We start from the raw sequence: 15,569 nt of genomic DNA on the forward strand, positions 1-15,569 counted from the left end.
ATGTTAAATCCTCTTGATGGTGGTGGCGCTGGTCTGGACGGCGGCGCCGCGCTCATACCAGCCCTTGCTGCGGTTGACGATCCAGACGACCGACAGCATCACCGGCACCTCGATGAGGACGCCGACAACGGTGGCGAGCGCCGCCCCGGAGTTGAAGCCGAACAGGCTGATGGCTGCGGCCACCGCCAGTTCGAAAAAGTTGGAGGCGCCGATCAGTGCCGAAGGCCCGGCGACACAGTGCTCCTCCCCGCTCATGCGGTTGAGCAAGTAGGCGAGGCCTGAATTGAAGTAGACCTGGATCAGGATCGGCACGGCCAGCAGCGCAATGACCGCCGGCTGCGCGATGATCTGTTCGCCCTGGAAGCCGAACAGCAGAACCAGGGTTGCGAGAAGCGCCAGCAGGGACACCGGCTGCAGCTTGGCGCCGAGGCGGTCGACGTCGGTCACGCGGCGCAGAATCTGCGCGACGATCACCGGCAGGACGATGTAGAGCACGACCGACAGGATCAGCGTGTCCCACGGCACGGTAATGGCCGAAAGGCCGAGCAACAGACCAACGATCGGCGCGAAGGCAATGACCATGATGGTGTCGTTCAGCGCCACCTGGGAGAGCGTGAAGTGCGGCTCGCCCTTGGTCAGGTTCGACCACACGAAGACCATCGCCGTGCACGGCGCAGCCGCGAGGATGATCAGGCCGGCAATGTAGCTATCGATCTGGTCAGCCGGCAGGTAAGGCCGAAACAGATAGCCGACGAACAGCCAGGCGAGCAGCGCCATCGAGAACGGCTTGACGGCCCAGTTGATGAAGAGCGTGACACCGATCCCGCGCCAATGGCGCCCGACCTGGCTGAGCGAAGCAAAGTCGATTTTCAGAAGCATCGGAATGATCATCAACCAGATCAGCACTGCGACCGGCAGATTGACCTTGGCGACTTCGGCTGCGCCGATCGCCTGGAAAACGCTGGGCATCACATGACCGAGAGCGACGCCAACGACGATGCAGAGGAAGACCCAGACTGTGAGGTAACGTTCGAAGGTGGACATGGATTATTACCCTTGGACTATCTTGGCCAGCAGCGCCGCTGCGGCCGGGCACAGGCTTGTGGCCTGCCGAGTTTGCAGGATTGCAGCAGGAGCCGTCGCGCGATCCACCTTGGCGAAACCGAGGCGTTCGAAAAAAGGGGTTGCAGAATCCGTCAGCAAATAAACTATCCGCGCACCATCATGCGCAGCCTGGGCTAGCAACCGCCTGGTGATGGCTTCTCCATAACCGTGCCCACGCTGCTGCGGCAGGACCACCAACGAACGCAAAAGTGCGCAGTCCCCGTAGTGTTCCAGCCCCCCATAACCGATGGTCGCGTTCCGATCCGTAAACCGGAAGAAGCTGCGGCCGCCTTCATCAAGATCACCGGTCGGAAGTTGGGCGGCCTGCAGGGCTGTTCGCAAGTTCTTATCTGCGCAGCTGACCGGTTGCTGGTCCACCTCCCCGCTCATGCGACGTCGCCCCGGCTATTGGTCGTGCCCTCCATCGTGCCGATGGCGCGCAGCTGCGTTTCAAGAGCCAGCTTGTCAATTGATGCGAGCGGAAGGCTCACGAATGCGATGATCCGGTTCTTGAGGTAGCGCGCGGCTTGGGAGAACGCCTGGCCTTTCTCGACCAGTGTACCTTCGACGGCCGCCGGATCCTCGACACCCCAGTGCGCCGTCATCGGGTGGCCGATCCACACGGGGCAGGCCTCGCCCGCGGCGTTGTCGCAGACCGTGAAGATGAAATCCATCTGCGGCGCGCCGGCTTCGGCAAACTCGTCCCAGCTCTTCGAACTGAACCCGGTGCTTTCGTAGCCAAGGGCGCGCAGCGTATCCAGCGCCAGCGGGTGGACTTCACCTTTGGGCCGGCTTCCCGCCGAGTAGGCCTTGAACCGACCCTTGCCTTCGCGGTTGAGGATGGATTCGGCCAGGATCGAGCGGGCGGAATTGCCCGTGCAGAGGAAAAGGACGTTATAAACGCGATCGGCGGTCATTGCAGTTTTTCCTTCGGAGCTGGGGCGCAGCAGGCGGCGACTTCGGCGGCCGGCGCGCAAATCTCGGGATGGCCGCCGCAGCAGTCTTCCATCAAGAAGCGGATGAGCGCGCCGAGGCCTTCGTAGTTGGCGGTGTAGATGATCGAGCGGGATTCCCGCTGTTGGTTGATAAGTCCTGCTCGTTCCAGTTCCTTCAGATGGAACGAGACGTTGGAGGCGGAAACCTCCGCCTTCTCAGCGATGGCGCCGGCAGGCATCCCATTCGGCCCGGCGACGACAAGCATGCGCACGATGTGCAGCCGGGTTTCCTGCGACAATGCCGCAAATGACATGAGGGCTTGACGTTCTTCCATATTTCTACAATCCTTGAAGTGTTGAAACAGGAGTAGCCGAAATGAACGCGATCGACAAGCCCCTTCTCGAGACCGACATCAGCCTGGGTCGCCTCCTAGAGACGATCGACGGCGTCCGTGAACTGCCGCTGATCTTCTCCTACGACGGTCGACCGGTGAAATCCGGTTTCCATGTCACTGAGGTCAAGGCCGGGCAGTTCGCCGCGCTTGACTGCGGTGCCAACCCTGAAGCCTGGTCGGAAATCTTCGTGCAGCTTTGGGATGTCGACGAGGAAAATCGTACGCACATGGCGGCCGGCAAGTTTGCGGCGATCATTCGCAAGGTGTCGGAGCATGTACAGCTCGATGGTTCTGCCAAGCTCACCTTCGAAGTCAGCGACGGGATCAGGCCGATGCAGCTTTATTGTGCCTCGATGCCGACCGTGCAGGACGGTGCTCTGCATGTCGAGCTGACGCCGCGTCCGGCAAGCTGCAAGCCCCGCGACCGATGGCTGAAAGAAGAGAACCGCAAGTCATCTGCCTGCTGTGGCCCGTCAACGGCACAAGGCGCCTGCTGCGGCTGAAGCCGCCGTTGTCGGAAGATCCGGCGACTAAGCCGGCAAGTTCACGGGGAGAAAAGCAGTCGCTACGGAGGGCCGCTCGCCGGCGCCGGGGCGCGGTGCGTTGCAGGGCTGTTGTATGGCTGGCCGAGAGGCCTCGTTTCCCCGCCACGCATTGCGGCAGTCGCACAGGTTTGGGTTGCCAGCGCTTAGGGCTTGGCGCATGCCGGGAAGCCGGCGAGCGGCATTGCCTCTATCAAGCGGTTGCGCTAGATGGCGATGCAACCTATGCCGCCGTTTCGCTGGCGGCCGAGCCGTCGGACGACGCCGCGCTGGCAAAGACCCTCGAACCGATCGTCCAGGCGTACAAACGCACCGCACTTGCAGCACTCGCCTCGGAAAACCGCGGCAACAAACGCTGGCGCAGAGGCTTTACCAGCAGACCTATGATCTGGTTCTCGACATCAACTGCCCGGCGGCGCGCTTTGCGCTGCAGCGGCGGGCGGCTGTGAAGCCGCCTGCCAAGCGTTGACAGCCGGTCTCGTGCCGCTGCTCGTAACCTCGCGCGCCGCTGACCACTGTCGGCCTAAGCAGATGTTGCCACCAAATCCCAAGCGGTAGAGCTTGACCTCGGCGCAAGTGAAAAACGCGGCATGCTCGCACACCGTTTGGAGTCGGTGTATGATCTCAGCCGAAGGGAGATGGGGGTTGCCAACGGGTCAGGCCAAACGCAGGCTTTGCGCTATTTTCGCCGCCGATGTGGCTGGCTATAGCCGCCTCGTGGGTATTGATGAGGAGGGCACCCTTTCCCGGCTGACCATGCATCGCCGCGACGTTCTTGATCCGGTCATCCTGCGGAATGGCGGCGGTATTGTCAAAACCACTGGTGATGGATTGCTCGCACAGTTCACGAGCGTCATCGATGCAGTTCGATGCGCGGTTGAAGTGCAAACTCTTATGGCCAGTCGCAACGCCAGCGAGGCCGAGGATATGCGCATGGATTTCCGTATCGGCATCAATGTCGGAGATATCCTGGAGCAAGATGGTGACATTTTCGGTGACGGCGTCAATATTACCGCACGGCTCGAAAGCATAGCCGAACCCGGCGGTATCTGCGTTTCGGCCCGCGTGCGGGACGATGCGGCGGGAAAAGTTGACTATGCCTTCGAAGATATGGGTGAGCAGGCACTGAAGAACATCGAGCACCCGGTCCGTGCCTTCAGGGTGCGGGATGTGAACCCTCCCACGGTCGGCCCGGCCGGGCAGGCCACGTCACTCGGCAAACCGTCGATTGCTGTCCTGCCATTCCAGAACATGAGCGGCGACCCGGAACAGGAGTATTTTGGTGATGGCATAACCGAAGACATCATCACCGCCTTGTCGAAGGCGCGAGGCGTCCTCGTCATCGCGCGCAATTCGACCTTCGCTTTCAAGGGCAAGGCAGTGAGCAGCCGTCAGGTCGCTCGTGAACTTGGCGTTCGCTACGTCCTGGGAGGCAGCGTTCGCAAGGCAGGGGATCGCCTACGGGTCACTGGTCACCTTGCTGACGCGACCAGCGACAACCACATTTGGGCGGAGCACTACGATCGGCCTATCTCCGACATCTTTGCGCTGCAGGACGAGATCACCGCCAATGTTGCCGCAGCGATTGAGCCGCAGCTCTACGCCGCCGAAAACCTTCGCCTGCAGAGCAAGCCGCCGGAGAGCCTCGACGCCTGGGGCTGCGTCGTGCGAGCAATGCCCTATATCTGGACATGGGTTTCGCAAAAAGACGACACGGGGATAGCGCTGCTGAAGCGGGCTATCGAACTGGACGCCGGTTATGCGCGGGCGCGTAGTCTGCTCGCTTGGATTTTCGCCACGCGGGTTGCACTCGGCAATATGGATTTCGAGCGCGGCGTATCTGACGGATTGATTCTTGCCCAACGGGCGATCGACCTCGATCCAGACGATCCCTGGGGACATCTGGCCGCCGCCTATATCTTTACCTTTACGCGGCGCTTCGGCCCAGCAGTTGAAGAACTCAATGAATCTTTGCAACGCAACCCGTGCTTCGCACTGGCGCGAGTCATTTTGGCCGTCACCTACGCTTATGCCGGGCTTGCGGAAGAGGGTTATCGCCAGCTGGAAATCGCGAGTCGACTGAGCCCCCGCGACTTCGCGCAGCCCGCGAATTTATCGATCGAAGGCTTATGCCATCTGATCGCGGGCCGCTACGCCGACGCGGTTACTGCCGAGAGGCGTGCTGTTCAACTACGGCCCGACTTCGGTACGGCCTGGCGGACGCTGACGGCAGCCGCGGGCCTCACTGGTGATTTGGAAGTTGCACGACAGGGGCTCGCCGAGTGCAAGCGCCTGCAGCCAAACCTCAGCATCGCCTGGGTCGAGAAATACCACCCGCTAATCCGAGCGGAGGACCGCGCCAGATACATCGAGGGCTTGCGACTGGCGGGCCTGGAATAGGTCAGGCTCGGCGATTATTGGGGCGCGGCATCCTCCAACGTCCCTCATGCTTGAGGTGCGCAGCCCGAAAGGGCGAAGCAAGTCGCAACGCTGTTTCTTGCGTGTATCAACGCCTGACCCGCCCTCCCTTCGAGGTCCTACGGGGCACGTCAGGATGGGGCTCTCTTGGAGGGGCGCGCGTTGCAGAGCTGTTTTATGGCTGGCCGACAGGCTTCCTTCGCCTGGCATTCCGGCAGTCGCACAGGTTTGGCGAGGTTTGCCAGCGTCTCGGGCTTGGCGCATGCCGGGAAGCCGGCGAGCGGCATTGTCTCTATGAAGCGGTTGCGCTCGATTGTGCTGAGGCCGGGTTCGTTGATCATGCTTTCGACGGTCACCTCGGGGTGCTGCTTCAGAGCTTCCGCGGCCGAAGCCTTCGCCTCATCGGTTCGGCCCAGTGCCGCAAGCGAGCTGCTGCGGACCACCCAGGTCCATCGCTGGTAGTTGTTGGGCGTCATGCGCTCCAGCATCGTCACCGCGTCCTGATACCGCCCCGCCATGAAATAGGCAGGTGCGAAGAAATTGGACGCCCACATCGGATAGTTCGGGTCGAGCCGCATGACCTTGTCGACCATTTGAGCACCACGTTCCGGTTCGTTGAAGCGGGCGGCATAGCCACTGTAAAAGGTCAGGATTTCGGACGAACCGGGGGCGAGACGAAGGGCGGTGTCGAATTCGGACTTGGCGCGACCCATGTCGCCCTTATTAGCAAGGCTCATGCCGAACACCGCATGGGCTTCGGCGTCGCTCGGATCGAGCCGCACTGCGCGTTCGGCCACATCGGCGGCCAGCTTGCGGTTGCCCTCGGGATCGACGCCGAACACTCCCATCAGATCATGAGCGTGGTAAAGTTCGACCCAGGCCCGCGCCAGGCCCGGGTCCAGCGCGACGGCCCGGTTGAGAAAGGTGATGGCCTCCTCGTCATCGGCTTTGGTGAGCTTTTCGATCTTCTCTGAGCCGAGCAGATAGTAATCGTAAGCGTTGAGGTTTTCGGGGCGTTTGCGTTTGGCCGCAGCCCGCCCGGCCTGTTGAATCAGCCCCACGCCGCCGCCGAGGCGGTTGGCGACCTGCTCTGCGATTTCGGTCTGAACGGCAAACACATCCTCGGCCGGCCGGTCCCAATTTTCCGACCAAAGATGGTGGCCGGTTTTGGCATCGATCAACTGGGCGGTGATCCGCACCCGGCCGCTCTGCCGCTGGATCGAGCCTTCCAGGACAAAGCCGACATGGAGCGCAGTTGCGACCTGGCGGGCATCCACCGGCTTGCCTTTAAAAACTTCCGTCGAATTGCGCGCCACCACCTCGAATTCGGGAAACCGCGCGAGGTCGGTGATGATGTCCTCGGTCAGGCCATCGGCCAGGCGCCCGCTCGCCTCGTCGCCGCCAAAATTGTCGAAGGGCAGCACCGCCACCGACGGCTTGCCGATCAGCGGTTCCGGCCGGAGGAACCACCAGGCCCCGCCGCCTGCCAGAGCCAGCGTGACGATCGCCGCCGCGGCCGTTTTGGCCCAGCGCGGGATCATTGCGAGAAGCGGGCGGCGCGCCCGTTTGCCGTCGAGCCTCAGCCGATACATCCGCACCGGGCGGCTGATATTCTTGACCTGCTGCTCGCCGGCGAAATCGAGCGGCCAGTCGAGTTTGCCCTGGAGATGATCGTATGCCGTGCCCGACACCACCACGCCGCCCGGCTCGGCCAGATGCTCCAGCCGCGCGGCGACATTCACCCCATCCCCATAGAGATCGCCATCCACCAGGGCGACATCGCCGAGATTGATCCCGACGCGGAAGATAATGCGCTCGGGCTCCGGCAGGCCGGCATTGCGCGCCGCCACTGCATTTTGAAACGCCGCGGCGCAGGCAACCGCATCCACCACACTGTCGAAGGCGACGAGCGCGCCGTCGCCCATCAGCTTGATGACGGTGCCATGGCGCTCAGAGATAGCGGGATTGATCAGCTCGGCGCGGATGGCCTTCAGCCGCTTGATGGTGCCGGCCTCATCGGCCTCCATCGCTTTGGAGTAACCGACCATATCCGCTGCGAGGATCGCGAGCAGCTTTCGGTCGAGCGCGGGGGTGCCCATCATCGTTGCCTAGCATGACCATGCAATCGTGTCGCCAGTCTACACCCATCGAAGCGCGGCAACTAGACGACCGCCGAGACGGCAGGTCTGCTTGCGGGGCTGTCCGACCCAAAGCAAAGCAGACCTGCCATCTGGCATCCGCCCGCCGACCCTGCCATAAATAAGGTTCATCGAGGGAGGCACCATGATGCAGAAGAATGCTCCGGACTTCAGCCTGGAGGGCAAGGTGACTTTGGTGACGGGAGCCAGCCGTGGCATCGGTCGAGCTTGCGCGCTTGCCTGTGCCGCAGCAGGCTCCGATATTGTTTTGGGGGTCCGCGACGTCGCAGCGTCGGCGGGACTGGTTGCCGAACTCGAGGGGACGGGAAGAGAAGTCCTCGCTGTTGAACTGGACCTTCCCAACAAGGCCCATATCGCCCAAGCCGTCGACGCAACGCTGACGACATTCGGCCGGATTGACGTCCTCATCAACAATGTCGGCGTGGCGCCCGGCAATCTCGCGGAACTTGTCGAGGAGAGGGACCTTGACGAGATCCTCGATGTCAACATCAAGGGCACCTTTCTGATGACGCAGGCAGTCGGGCGTCACATGATCAAGCGCAATGGGGGCCGGATCATCAACATCAGCTCCCAGGCTGGCACCGTGGCGCTGCGCGGGGAGGCCATCTATTGCATGAGCAAGGCGGCGATCAATCACCTCACGCGCTGCCTTGCAGCCGAATGGGCAGCCTATAATATCACCGTAAACACCGTATCGCCGACCTTCATCCACACCGATGGGACAGCACCTTTTCTCTCCGATGCCGACAATCGCAAAGCGACGCTCGATCACATTCCACTCGGCCGGATCGGTGAAACCGATGATGTGGTGGGTGCCGTCGTCTTCCTGGCATCGCCAGCTGCGAGCCTGATCACCGGCGCCAACCTGCTGGTCGACGGCGGATGGTCCGTCGCCTGAGGCGGAGGCTGTTGTGGCGGTGCAAGTCTTATCCGGACGATAACGACAATTTCCCAGATTGGGATCACCTTCCCTCACCGGCAAATGCGATGGCTATCCACGATTTCTATCGGTATGACCTGGAGAACAATGGGTGTGCCCGCTTCGGGCACTTTCTGCCGAGACAATTCGTCGCTTTCGGCCCAAGGGAGCCAGCCAAGGTTGGATCACTTAAAGACTGCTTCGCGCCCGCGTTTCGGTCATAGAAGTCATCGCGGCGCGCGCCTATAAGCAGTCGCACCCGCGACGAAGTTTCGTAATCTGTACGCCGATATCTGAGGGTAGGTCCGTCACTCCGATCCCGTTCAAGAGCGGGAATCTTTCTTCCGGCATTACGGATGAAAATCGCCAAGAACGATTTTGCCGAACACACCGCCGGCTTCCATTCGACGATGGGCATCCGAGGCAGCCGAGAGCGAATAGAGCGCTCCAACGACGGGCTGAAGTTCCTTGCCCATCATCGTCAGCACCTGGTCACCGAACCGCCGGATCATTGCCCTCTTCTCTGCCCGCGATCTGGATTTCATCACCGTCCCCAGCAGTTGCAGGTGGTTGTGAAGAACGGTACCGAGGGGAATGATGGCATTGTCATCACGCCCCAACAGCCCGACCTGAACAAGCCGACCGCCAGGCGCAAGACTTCTGATGTTACGGGCCAAGTAGGACCCGCCGACAAAGTCGATGATCAGGTCCACACCGCGTGAGGCTGTCACGTCAGTGATCTCTGCCTCAAAGTCGACCTGCCTGTAATCAAAGACGGCATCCGCGCCGAGTGCCAGTACGTTTTCGATGTTGTTTCCAGACGCAGTGGCCAGCACTGTCGCGCCCTGAGCTTTTGCAAGTTGGACCGCAGCCGATCCGATGCCGCCTGCAGCAGCATGGATGAGAACGATCTCGCCCGCCGCGATCCCTCCGAGATTTGCCAGCGCTTCCCAGGCTGTCACGAAGCTTTCCATGACTGCGGCTGCGTCGGTGAAGGACATGCCGGACGGAATGACAGTCGCCATGCCGCTGTCGAGGCGCGCATACTGGGCATAGGCGCCGCCGCCGACAATCCCCATGACACGGTCGCCAAGGGCATAGTCGCTGACTGCGTTTCCGACGGCTATTACTTCTCCCGCGACCTCAAGGCCCAGAATGCTGCTATCGCCGTAAGTCTGAGAACCGTAAACACCTTCACGTTGAAGAAGGTCAGCGCGGTTGACACCTGCCGCCATGACCTTCACCAGGAGGTCATCGGGACGCACTTCGGGCATGGGGACGTCGGCAAGTCGCATTACATCGGCGCTTCCGAAGTCATCGAAGATGATCGCTTTCATCGCAAGGCTCCTTACTTCGAAAGCGCGCGCCGGGCGATGCTGGCAGCAAACAGCGGAGTTTCGCGACGATTATGGTCTCCGCCTGCTGTCTGACGGGCTGCTGCAGCATCTTCGTAGGTGACCCCATGCTCTTGGATAAAGCTCATGAACGCATCCGTCGGATGGGCTGTGACCTTGTTGGTGTAGCGCGTCCTGCGGTCGTCAATCTTCTCAACGGAGAGTTCCCAGACGACATTGACCTGGGTTCTGCCATTGGCTGTGAAGACATCCGAGATTGAGTTCATCCGGCAATAGGTTGGTTCGGCGACCTCGGCGACATAGTGCTGCACTACGAGGCCCGAGCCGATCTGTTCGACATTGATCGACATACGACGGCCGTCGTCAGTCCAGGTGACGCCTGCTGCAATGTGGTCGGGCGAGCAGCAGCGAAGATATTCCGCTTCAGGCAAATTGAAGAGCCAATCGGCGATGTCGATCTTTTCGAGCGGAACGTCGATCTCGGCGGAATAGGCGGACTGTGAGAGAATTGTATCGAGGACCTTGACCATGGAAGTGTTCCTTGTGTTTGGTGAGCAAAACTGCCCGTTGACGAGAAGGAATTTGCTCCTGATGACCTTGGATGATAACCAACTGAATGGTCGGAACGGTTTTGCGTCGTAGGCAAAGATGAGGGACCCACGCTTCGCCGAACATCTGGCGGTTTTTGTCGACGTCGTCCGCGCGGGCAGCTTTTCGGCCGCGTCTCGGCGTCGGGCTGTCACTCCCTCGGCTATCGTTCGACAGATCGATGCGCTCGAGCAGGACCTGGGAGTCTCGCTCCTTGTCCGCTCGACAAGGGCACTGTCATTAACGGACGCGGGGCGTCATCTCCTTGAGCGTGCGCAACGCTTGCTTGACGATCTCGCCGATACCCATGCCGAGGTTGCTGCTTTCGACGGTGCGGTCAGCGGCACGCTGCGTATCGCCTGTTTCCCGACATTCGGTAAGCGCTACGTCATCCCTGTTCTGGCATCTCTGGCGCGAGAATTTCCGAGCCTGCATGTCGAGCTGGATCTCACGGAGCGGCTGGCCGACCCGGTTGCAGAGCGGCTCGATTTGGTGGTGAGGATGGGTGAACTGCAGGATACCTCGCTGATCGCAACCAAGCTAGCGCCTCACGATCGCGTGCTCGTGGCAAGTTCTGCTTATCTTGAGCAGCACGGCGTGCCAGAAAGTGAAGCCGCGCTTCGCAATCATCGCCTTCTCGACAAGCTCCACGGCAACGATCTTCTTGGGTGGTCTGCGATTCTCGGCGCGCCAACAGGGGAGACCTGTGAGCACGTTATCTTCCGATCAGATGATTTTGAAGCGCTGAATGGGGCTGCGCTGGCCGGGATGGGCGTTGCCTTCCTCCCAAGCTGGGTATCGGGACCTTCAGTGAAGGCGGGTGATCTTGTACGCCTGTCGATATCGCGGGAGAGTTGGAATGAGAGGCCTTCGGGAATCTATCTCCTGCGCGCCCTCGCGGCGCCACCTGCGAAAGTCAAGGCATTCACGCAAGCGCTGAAAGATCACGTCGGGACCCCACCTTGCTGGAGCTGAGAAGCGTGAGCGAGAAAAGCTAATCACACAGAGGTTCTTAGCCGAAACGGTCGTTAGGTACGTCACAACCTTTTCCTTAAAGCAGACACACTCGCAGCGTCACGTCCCCTATGTGCGGTACTCGCGCCGTAAGCTGCGATCGCCGCATTTACTCGTCGTGCATCAAATCATGTTCTTCTGTTGCAAAGTCGATTGCTTTGACGATGATGCCGTCGGCATTGACCGTGACCGACATATCTATCGTGTGATGAATGCCGGCCTCATGAAATAGCAGCAAGTCGGCAGCCAAATCCGTCGGGTTGGATGTATCGAGAATTTCTTGCTCGGCATCGATCTCAAGCAACGATCCGAACTGACCACGGGCAAATCGGCCGATCGCCAAGATCATGGCACGACGGATCGCATTTGGCTCACCTGCCGCGCTAATCTCGCGGGACGCTTCATAAGCATCAGACGATCGTTGCGCGATTAAGAAAAGCAGGGACGCGGACAATTCCGCACCTACCATTCTGTCATTGAGTGCGGTCGGTGCATCTGCGCCCGCAAGTAGTCTTGAAATTTGTGCCAGGACTTGCCTTGCCGATGCCGCGCCGCCGGACGTTCTCCAGCGAATAACTTCCTGCCGGCACGGTCTCGAAGGCAAGTGTCCACGAAACCGGGCAGAAGCCGTGCGCCGACAGCGCCTCGAGATCAGCAAAGATCGGCTTGTAGGCTGAGAGCGCGAGCTTATAGGCCTCCGCACTGCAACGGCCGTCGGCCTCGACCAAGCTTCACTAGCCAAACCGCTCCACCAGGAAATCTATCACCGTCCGCAACATCGCTGTCGGTCGACGGTTCGGGGCATACACAAGGTACATCGGAACGGGCTTGTAGGACCATTCCGGCAGCACCTGCTCAAGACGTCCTTCGGCGATATCGGCGGCGAGCAGCAGTTCCGGCTGAAGCACGATTCCCGCGCCGCTGAGCGCTGCCATGCGTAGTGCTGCCCCCTGGTTGGTGGAGAATTTTCCGGAAATCAACACATCACGCATTTCGCCTCCCGGCCCGACCAGGTGCCAGCGATCCTGCATGCGCCAATAGGAGTGGCCAAGGCAGAGATGGTTGGTCAGAGCCTCGGGCGAGGCCGGCCGGCCATGGCGGGCAAGATAATCCGGCGAGGCAGCGAGAATCCGCCGGTAGGGCGTCAGCGGGCGAGCGACCAGGCTGTCGTCGGTGAGCGGGCCGATGTGGATGCCGAGCTCGAACCCCTCGCCGACGAGGTCATGGACATTGTTGTCGAGCGACAGCTCGATGCTGACGTCGGGATAGGCGTTCTGGTAATCGATCAGCGCCGGCACCAGGATTTGCGTCCCGAAGCTGACGGGTGCCACCAACCGAAGCCGGCCGCGCGGCGCCGATTGCAGCTCGCTGGCCGAAGCTTCGGCCAGCGCCACTTCGGACAGCGCGCGTTTGCAGCGCTCGTAATAGAGCTGGCCAACCTCAGTCAGCTGATGGCGTCGCGTGGTGCGATGGATCAGCTTCGCCCCGAGCCGGGTCTCGATGGTCTTGATGTGCTTGGCAACCATGGCAGGCGAGACTTGCGCGATCCCCGCCGCCGCCGCGAAACTGCCGTTGTCGATGACCCTGACGAACATGGCCATGCCGGCCAGCTTGTCCATGATTGCCTACCTATTGGTTTCGAATGACGATACCGGGAGCTTATTTATCAACCTCAGCATTTGCAACATAGTGGTCACGTCCGAGCCAAGGCGATGGACATTGCCAACATGACCAAGGAGAAAATATGCCTATTCTTCACCTGCAGATGCATCCCGGCCGCACCGACGATCAGAAGCGCGCCTTCGCCGGCGAAGCGACCAAGGCCGCCGTCGAAACGCTGGCATGCCCGCCGGAATCGGTGGAAATCCTGATAACGGAGATCGCGAAGGATTCCTGGGCGGTCGGCGGTAAGCTGAAATCCGAGGCCTGAGAGACGACCCGCAGCATCGAAGGCTTGATCTGCGGGTCGCCGGTGCCATGGTATTGGGCAGGGAGCCGGTGCGCGGCTCCCGTGCTGACCGCGATGGGCGACCGGTTGACTTGCTGGGCTGCTGCGAATCCACGGCCCGTAAACTGGGACACCCGGCTTCGTCCGGACTGGGCCTTTCGGCGCATCTGAGCCATGGTGGAGTTTGCCGAAAGTAGACATCGTCGACGAACACGCTGTAGGTCGCAAATGCACCAGAGAACTTGATCTCGGCCGAGATCGCTCTGGGCAGAAGTTCCCCTGTCTCTGTCTTCCTGCTATCGTAGAGATGGGGGACGGCTCTATGAGCGAGAATCGCAAGCTGGCCGCAATTCTGGCCGCGGACGTAGTCGGATACAGCCGGCTCGCCAGCGAGGACGAAGATCGCACCCTGGCAAGGTTGCGGGCACTGCGCAGCGACCTGATCGATCCAACCATCGCCGTGCACAACGGCCGTGTCATCAAGCGCACCGGTGACGGAGCGCTGGTCGAATTCCGCAGCGTTGTCGATGCCGTGCGCTGCGCCATCGAGGTGCAGAACGGCATGGTCGAGCGAAACGCCGGCGTTCAGCAGGATCGGCGCATCGAGTTCCGGATCGGCATCCATCTGGGGGACGTAGTAGAGGAATTCGATGGCGACCTGATGGGCGACGGCGTCAACATCGCCTCGCGTCTCGAAGGTATCGCGGCCCCCGGCGCTATTTGCCTGTCCGAGGACGCATATCGCCAGGTCAGGGCGAGACTCGATCTCTCCGTCAGCGATCTCGGCAACACGCAACTCAAGAACATTGCCGAGCCGATCCGGATCTATTCGCTCCAGGTCGGCACCGCCGCGGAGGTAAAGCCAGGAGTGACCGCCGCCGTTGCTCGTGCGCCGGCCGCATTGCCGTTGGACCTCTCGATTGCCGTGCTGCCATTCGTCAACATGAGCGGCGATGCCGAGCAGGAGTACTTCGCTGACGGCATCTCCGAAGATATCATCACAGCTCTATCGAAGCTGTCGCAGCTGTTTGTCATCGCTCGCAACTCGTCGTTTACCTTCAAGGGCCGGAACGTGAACGTGCAGGAAGTGGGCGACAGCCTCAAAGTGCGCTACGTGCTGGAAGGAAGCGTTCGCAAATCAGGCAACAAGGTGAGGATCACCGCGCAGCTGATTGATGCCACCACCGGCGGGCATCAGTGGGCGGAGCGTTTCGATCGCGACCTGACCGATATCTTCGCAGTGCAGGATGATGTCACGCAGCAGATCGTCGGCGCTCTGGAACTCAAGCTGACGGCCGGGGACCAGCAGCGGCTCGCGACCGAGCAGACTCAAAATCTGGAAGCCTATGACTGCTTCCTGCGGGGCCGTGAACACATGTGGCGGCTGACGAGAGAGCAGAACATTCAGGGCCGGCAATTGCTGCAGCGCGCCGTCGATCTGGACCCGAAATTCGCCCCGGCCCACGCGTTCCTCGCCGTCACGCACGGGCTGGCCTACGTTAACCAGTGGAGCCGATCACCGTCGAAATCGCTGGAACAGGCGACCGAGGCTGCGACGCTGGCGGTGGCGCTCGACGATCGGTATCCGTACGCACATTGGGCGCTGGCCGTCGTCAACTTGTACCTGCGACGACTTGACGTGGCCATCCGCGAGGCTGAACGCGCGATCGCGCTTGCTCCCAATCTTGTCGAGGGCCACGAGAGCCTCGGAAACGCGCTGCACTATGCGGGCAGATCCGACGAGGCCCTCGTCTGCTTCGAGCGGGCGATCGCCCTGAATCCATATTATCCAGACATTTTTCTGCACTTCCACGCGCAGGCGATGTTCCAGTTGGGCAGGTACGAGGAGGCCGTTGTCTTCCTGAAGCGACGACTAGTCCGCAATCCTGCCACCGACATCTCACGTGTGTTGCTGGCGGCGAGCTATGGTCACTTGGGCTGCGTGGCGGAGGCGCGCGGGCAGTGGGAGGAAGTGTTCCGGATCAATCCCGATTATTCGCTGGAGCACAGGCGCAAAGTGCTGCCCTACAAGAACCCAGCCGATTTCGAGCGCATTGTGGACGGACTGCGCAAAGCTGGCCTCATCGAGTGATTGCATTCCATCGCCGGCAGTCGTCCCGCAGCTTCCGTAGGCTCCACAAAAGCACGCCGCCTTGTATCTGGTTCGCCTCAGATTGTACGAACGAACGTCG

General features: G+C 61.0%; 16 protein-coding genes and 1 pseudogene. 7 read left to right on the plus strand and 10 right to left on the minus strand.

Translation table 11 applies throughout. The features are described from left to right. Window positions 1–3: 3 nt before the first annotated feature. The 4 genes from arsB to ACS4RS_RS24330 are packed head-to-tail and all read right to left on the minus strand — an operon-like array spanning window position 4 to window position 2,374. Window positions 4–1,044 carry an ACR3 family arsenite efflux transporter gene (gene arsB, locus ACS4RS_RS24315; protein ID WP_439013412.1) on the minus strand — a complete coding sequence of 347 codons (1,041 nt, stop codon included), beginning with the start codon at window positions 1,042–1,044 and terminating at the stop codon, window positions 4–6. A gap of 6 nt (window positions 1,045–1,050) precedes the next feature. After that, window positions 1,051–1,494, minus strand: a complete 444-nt coding sequence (gene arsN2 / locus ACS4RS_RS24320; protein ID WP_439013413.1) for an arsenic resistance N-acetyltransferase ArsN2 — start codon at window positions 1,492–1,494, stop codon at window positions 1,051–1,053. Beyond that, window positions 1,491–2,021 carry an arsenate reductase/protein-tyrosine-phosphatase family protein gene (locus ACS4RS_RS24325; protein ID WP_439013414.1) on the minus strand — a complete coding sequence of 177 codons (531 nt, stop codon included), beginning with the start codon at window positions 2,019–2,021 and terminating at the stop codon, window positions 1,491–1,493. Before ACS4RS_RS24325 ends, arsN2 begins: the two co-directional genes overlap by 4 nt. Next, window positions 2,018–2,374, minus strand: a complete 357-nt coding sequence (locus ACS4RS_RS24330) for a metalloregulator ArsR/SmtB family transcription factor (RefSeq protein ID WP_439013415.1) — start codon at window positions 2,372–2,374, stop codon at window positions 2,018–2,020. Before ACS4RS_RS24330 ends, ACS4RS_RS24325 begins: the two co-directional genes overlap by 4 nt. Before the next feature lie 41 nt (window positions 2,375–2,415). Between ACS4RS_RS24330 and ACS4RS_RS24335 the strand changes: the two genes are divergently transcribed. The 3 genes and pseudogenes from ACS4RS_RS24335 (at window position 2,416) to ACS4RS_RS24345 (ending at window position 5,376) form a co-directional block, all read left to right on the plus strand. Continuing rightward, complete coding sequence (locus ACS4RS_RS24335) at window positions 2,416–2,937, plus strand: DUF6428 family protein (RefSeq protein ID WP_439013416.1); 522 nt, start codon at window positions 2,416–2,418, stop codon at window positions 2,935–2,937. 239 nt (window positions 2,938–3,176) lie between these two features. Next, a pseudogene (locus ACS4RS_RS24340) lies at window positions 3,177–3,445 on the plus strand (FHA domain-containing protein); the annotation flags it as partial. 149 nt (window positions 3,446–3,594) lie between these two features. Beyond that, window positions 3,595–5,376 (plus strand): adenylate/guanylate cyclase domain-containing protein, encoded by a 1,782-nt coding sequence (locus tag ACS4RS_RS24345; protein ID WP_449314008.1) that lies wholly within the window; start codon window positions 3,595–3,597, stop codon window positions 5,374–5,376. 149 nt (window positions 5,377–5,525) lie between these two features. Here the strand turns inward: ACS4RS_RS24345 and ACS4RS_RS24350 are convergent, their stop codons facing one another. Beyond that, window positions 5,526–7,493: an adenylate/guanylate cyclase domain-containing protein gene (locus ACS4RS_RS24350; RefSeq protein WP_449314039.1), complete on the minus strand. Its 1,968-nt coding sequence runs from the start codon at window positions 7,491–7,493 to the stop codon at window positions 5,526–5,528. Window positions 7,494–7,680: 187 nt separating this feature from the next. Between ACS4RS_RS24350 and ACS4RS_RS24355 the strand changes: the two genes are divergently transcribed. Continuing rightward, window positions 7,681–8,451, plus strand: a complete 771-nt coding sequence (locus ACS4RS_RS24355) for a glucose 1-dehydrogenase (protein WP_439013419.1) — start codon at window positions 7,681–7,683, stop codon at window positions 8,449–8,451. A 371-nt stretch (window positions 8,452–8,822) separates the two neighbouring features. Here ACS4RS_RS24355 and ACS4RS_RS24360 read toward each other — a convergent pair whose 3' ends face one another. Together ACS4RS_RS24360 and ACS4RS_RS24365 are read right to left on the minus strand one after the other, a co-directional pair. Next, the gene (locus ACS4RS_RS24360; RefSeq protein WP_439013420.1) at window positions 8,823–9,809 is read right to left on the minus strand and encodes a zinc-binding dehydrogenase; all 987 of its coding nucleotides are present in this window, start codon (window positions 9,807–9,809) and stop codon (window positions 8,823–8,825) included. Between the two features lie 11 nt (window positions 9,810–9,820). Beyond that, window positions 9,821–10,357, minus strand: coding sequence for a hypothetical protein (locus ACS4RS_RS24365; protein WP_439013421.1), 537 nt, complete (start codon window positions 10,355–10,357; stop codon window positions 9,821–9,823). A 118-nt stretch (window positions 10,358–10,475) separates the two neighbouring features. On the opposite strand from ACS4RS_RS24365, the gene ACS4RS_RS24370 reads away from it, so the two are divergent. Continuing rightward, entirely contained in the window at window positions 10,476–11,390 is a 915-nt protein-coding gene (locus ACS4RS_RS24370; protein WP_439013422.1) for a LysR substrate-binding domain-containing protein, read from the plus strand. Between the two features lie 148 nt (window positions 11,391–11,538). Here ACS4RS_RS24370 and ACS4RS_RS24375 read toward each other — a convergent pair whose 3' ends face one another. The 3 genes from ACS4RS_RS24375 to ACS4RS_RS24385 are packed head-to-tail and all read right to left on the minus strand — an operon-like array spanning window position 11,539 to window position 13,048. After that, window positions 11,539–11,898: a hypothetical protein gene (locus ACS4RS_RS24375; protein ID WP_439013423.1), complete on the minus strand. Its 360-nt coding sequence runs from the start codon at window positions 11,896–11,898 to the stop codon at window positions 11,539–11,541. Window positions 11,899–11,902: 4 nt separating this feature from the next. Next, the gene (locus tag ACS4RS_RS24380) at window positions 11,903–12,157 is read right to left on the minus strand and encodes a hypothetical protein (RefSeq protein ID WP_439013696.1); all 255 of its coding nucleotides are present in this window, start codon (window positions 12,155–12,157) and stop codon (window positions 11,903–11,905) included. A 6-nt stretch (window positions 12,158–12,163) separates the two neighbouring features. Beyond that, a complete protein-coding gene (locus ACS4RS_RS24385; RefSeq protein WP_439013424.1) occupies window positions 12,164–13,048 on the minus strand; it encodes a LysR substrate-binding domain-containing protein in 885 nt (294 codons plus the stop codon). Window positions 13,049–13,173: 125 nt separating this feature from the next. Here ACS4RS_RS24385 and ACS4RS_RS24390 point away from each other — a divergent pair, with 125 nt between their 5' ends. Then, window positions 13,174–13,359: a 4-oxalocrotonate tautomerase gene (locus tag ACS4RS_RS24390; protein WP_439013425.1), complete on the plus strand. Its 186-nt coding sequence runs from the start codon at window positions 13,174–13,176 to the stop codon at window positions 13,357–13,359. Window positions 13,360–13,699: 340 nt separating this feature from the next. Beyond that, complete coding sequence (locus tag ACS4RS_RS24395) at window positions 13,700–15,469, plus strand: tetratricopeptide repeat protein (protein ID WP_439013426.1); 1,770 nt, start codon at window positions 13,700–13,702, stop codon at window positions 15,467–15,469. Window positions 15,470–15,569: the final 100 nt, after the last annotated feature.

Source organism: Rhizobium sp. F40D2 (genome assembly GCF_051810745.2).
In the GTDB taxonomy this organism is placed as follows: domain Bacteria; phylum Pseudomonadota; class Alphaproteobacteria; order Rhizobiales; family Rhizobiaceae; genus Rhizobium.

Bases quoted from the DNA above. Each gene is read 5' to 3' on its own strand.
- arsB (WP_439013412.1), bottom strand. From the start codon at position 1,044: ATGTCCACCTTCGAACGTTACCTCACAGTCTGGGTCTTCCTCTGCATC.
- arsN2 (WP_439013413.1), bottom strand. From the start codon at position 1,494: ATGAGCGGGGAGGTGGACCAGCAACCGGTCAGCTGCGCAGATAAGAAC.
- ACS4RS_RS24325 (WP_439013414.1), bottom strand. From the start codon at position 2,021: ATGACCGCCGATCGCGTTTATAACGTCCTTTTCCTCTGCACGGGCAAT.
- ACS4RS_RS24330 (WP_439013415.1), bottom strand. From the start codon at position 2,374: ATGGAAGAACGTCAAGCCCTCATGTCATTTGCGGCATTGTCGCAGGAA.
- ACS4RS_RS24335 (WP_439013416.1), top strand. From the start codon at position 2,416: ATGAACGCGATCGACAAGCCCCTTCTCGAGACCGACATCAGCCTGGGT.
- ACS4RS_RS24345 (WP_449314008.1), top strand. From the start codon at position 3,595: ATGATCTCAGCCGAAGGGAGATGGGGGTTGCCAACGGGTCAGGCCAAA.
- ACS4RS_RS24350 (WP_449314039.1), bottom strand. From the start codon at position 7,493: ATGGGCACCCCCGCGCTCGACCGAAAGCTGCTCGCGATCCTCGCAGCG.
- ACS4RS_RS24355 (WP_439013419.1), top strand. From the start codon at position 7,681: ATGCAGAAGAATGCTCCGGACTTCAGCCTGGAGGGCAAGGTGACTTTG.
- ACS4RS_RS24360 (WP_439013420.1), bottom strand. From the start codon at position 9,809: ATGAAAGCGATCATCTTCGATGACTTCGGAAGCGCCGATGTAATGCGA.
- ACS4RS_RS24365 (WP_439013421.1), bottom strand. From the start codon at position 10,357: ATGGTCAAGGTCCTCGATACAATTCTCTCACAGTCCGCCTATTCCGCC.
- ACS4RS_RS24370 (WP_439013422.1), top strand. From the start codon at position 10,476: ATGAGGGACCCACGCTTCGCCGAACATCTGGCGGTTTTTGTCGACGTC.
- ACS4RS_RS24375 (WP_439013423.1), bottom strand. From the start codon at position 11,898: ATGGTAGGTGCGGAATTGTCCGCGTCCCTGCTTTTCTTAATCGCGCAA.
- ACS4RS_RS24385 (WP_439013424.1), bottom strand. From the start codon at position 13,048: ATGGACAAGCTGGCCGGCATGGCCATGTTCGTCAGGGTCATCGACAAC.
- ACS4RS_RS24390 (WP_439013425.1), top strand. From the start codon at position 13,174: ATGCCTATTCTTCACCTGCAGATGCATCCCGGCCGCACCGACGATCAG.
- ACS4RS_RS24395 (WP_439013426.1), top strand. From the start codon at position 13,700: ATGAGCGAGAATCGCAAGCTGGCCGCAATTCTGGCCGCGGACGTAGTC.